1 pseudogene is annotated in these 2,696 nt (G+C 54.6%); it reads left to right on the top strand.

Annotation, left to right across the window (positions count from 1 at the left end):
* Positions 1-2,696 (top strand): annotated as a pseudogene (gene fenE / locus AU387_RS02575) (fengycin non-ribosomal peptide synthetase FenE); the annotation flags it as partial.

Below are 2,696 nucleotides of genomic sequence, written 5' to 3' on the forward strand. Positions count from 1 at the left end.
GGGCTGTTTGAACGTCAGGCGGCTTTGACGCCGGATCGGACGGCTTTGCGCTTTTCTGGCGGCTCGCTGACTTACTCGCAGCTAGACATGTACGCCAACAGGCTGGCAGCGCGCCTTACGGCGCATGGTGTCACGAAGGAAAGCATTGTCGGTGTTCTAAGCGAACGTTCGCCGGACATGCTGACAGCCGTTCTCGCCGTATTAAAGGCAGGCGGAGCTTATGTGCCGCTTGATCCTGTATATCCAGAGGAGCGGCTGAGCTATATGCTGAAAGACAGCGGGGCAGCATTGTTGCTGACGCAGCCGGGATTAAAGGCGCCTGATTTTTCCGGAAAGACACTTGAAGTGGATATGACGGCTCTTGCGAATGAAGAATCTGAATATCACTCTCTTCATCAAGCGGACAGCGATTCTCTCGCCTATGTGATCTATACGTCGGGCTCCACTGGACAGCCGAAAGGGGTCGCCGTGGAGCACCGCCAGGCGGTTTCCTTTCTGACCGGCATGCAGATGCAGTTTCCTTTAGAGGAAGACGACATCATTATGATGAAAACGTCTTTTTCCTTTGATGCATCTGTCTGGCAGCTGTTTTGGTGGACGCTTTCAGGTGCTTCGGCCTATCTGCTTCCGTCCGGCTGGGAGAAAGATCCGGCATTGATGGTAAAAGCCATTCGAGAGGAAGGCGTTACAACGGCCCATTTTATTCCGGCCATGCTGAACAGCTTTTTGGATCAAGCGGAAATAGAGGCGCCGAGAAGCCTGAAGCGTGTATTCGCCGGAGGTGAACCGCTTGCTCCCCATACGGCAGCCCGTTTCGCTTCTTTGCTGCCGGAGACATCACTGGTTCACGGCTACGGGCCGACAGAAGCAACCGTTGATGCCGCATTTTACGCGTGTGATCCTGAGCTGGACAAGGATCGCTTGCGCCTTCCGATCGGAAAACCCGTGCCTGGCGCGCGTCTGTATGTGCTAGATCCTCATTTAGCCGTACAGCCTGTCGGCGTAGCGGGAGAATTGTATATCGCCGGAGCCGGCGTCGCCAGAGGCTACTTGAATCGTCCGGAATTAACAGAAGAACGTTTTCTTGATGATCCATTTTATCCGGGAGAACGCATGTACAAAACAGGGGATTTAGCACACTGGCTTCCAGATGGTCAGGTTGAATTCCTCGGCCGTCTGGATGACCAGGTGAAAATCCGCGGCTACCGGATTGAGCCGGGAGAAATTGAAGCGGCGCTCAGAAGCATTGAAGGTGTGCGGGAAGCGGCTGTAACCGTTCGTACAGAAAGCGGCGAGGCGGAATTATGTGCGTATGCGGAAGGACTCGGCAGAAATGAAGTGCGCAAGCAGCTTGAGATTTTGCTTCCGGGCTACATGATCCCTGCTCATATCATTGAGATGGAACAATGGCCGGTTACCCCGAGCGGAAAGCTCGACCGAAAAGCGCTGCCTGCTCCTGACGGAGCGGCAGATCGGGAAATCTACACAGCGCCGAGAAACCTGACAGAGATGAAGCTTTCCCAGCTGTGGGAGGAAGTGCTGAAAAGCGGACCTGTCGGCATTCACGACAACTTTTTTGACCGGGGCGGCCATTCCTTAAAAGCCACCGCGCTTGTCTCCCGGATCGCCAAGGAATTCGGCGTCCAAGTGCCGCTGAAGGATGTGTTTGCCCATCCGACGGTAGAAGGTTTGGCTTCTGTCATCAGCGAAGGAACGGAAAGTCCGTATGAAGCCATTAAGCCAACTGAAAAACGCGAGACCTACCCGGTTTCCTCCGCCCAAAAGCGGATGTATGTGCTCCAGCAGCTGGAGGATGGGGGCACAGGCTACAATATGCCGGCAGTCTTGGAGCTGGAAGGAAAGCTGGATCTTACAAGATTGGATGCCGTATTCAAAAAGCTGATCAAACGCCACGAGTCACTGCGCACGTCCTTTACAACGGACGCAGACGGTGAGCCTGTTCAGCGCATCCATGAAGAAGTGCCGTTTACATTCCGCACCTCTGTGCTCGGCGGACAAACTGAACAGGAAGCCGCGGCAGCGTTTATCCAGCCGTTTGATCTCAGCCAAGCTCCGTTGTTCCGAGCGGGGGTCGTCAAGGTATCAGACGGGCGGCATCTATTACTGGTCGATATGCATCACATTATTTCAGATGGTGTTTCAGTCAATACGCTCATTCGGGAATTCGGGGAGCTGTACGCCAATCAAGAGCTACCTCTGCTTCACATTCAATATAAAGACTATGCCGTATGGCAGGAGGCCTTTAAAAAAGGAGACACGTACAAGACGCAGGAGGCGTACTGGCTGAAGCAGCTCGAAGGCGAGCTGCCCGTACTGGACCTGCCGGCTGATTACGCCCGGCCGCCGGTGCGAAGCTTCGCGGGTGATCAAGTCTCATTTACGCTTGATCAAGAACTCACAGCCGGGCTTCACAAACTCGCACGGGAGAACGGAAGCACCCTGTACATGGTGCTCCTGGCAGCTTACACAGCGTTATTGGCGCGCTTAAGCGGACAGGAAGACATCATCGTCGGGTCACCAATTGCCGGACGTCCTCACAAAGACCTTGAGCCGATACTTGGAATGTTCGTCAATACGCTGGCGCTTCGGGCACGCCCGGAGGGCGGGAAGCCGTTTGCGCAATTTTTGCAGGAAGTGCGCGAGACCGCCTTGGAAGCTTACGAACATCAGGATTA

The sequence above is a fragment of the Bacillus halotolerans genome, assembly GCF_001517105.1.
GTDB classification, from domain to species: Bacteria; Bacillota; Bacilli; order Bacillales; family Bacillaceae; genus Bacillus; species Bacillus halotolerans.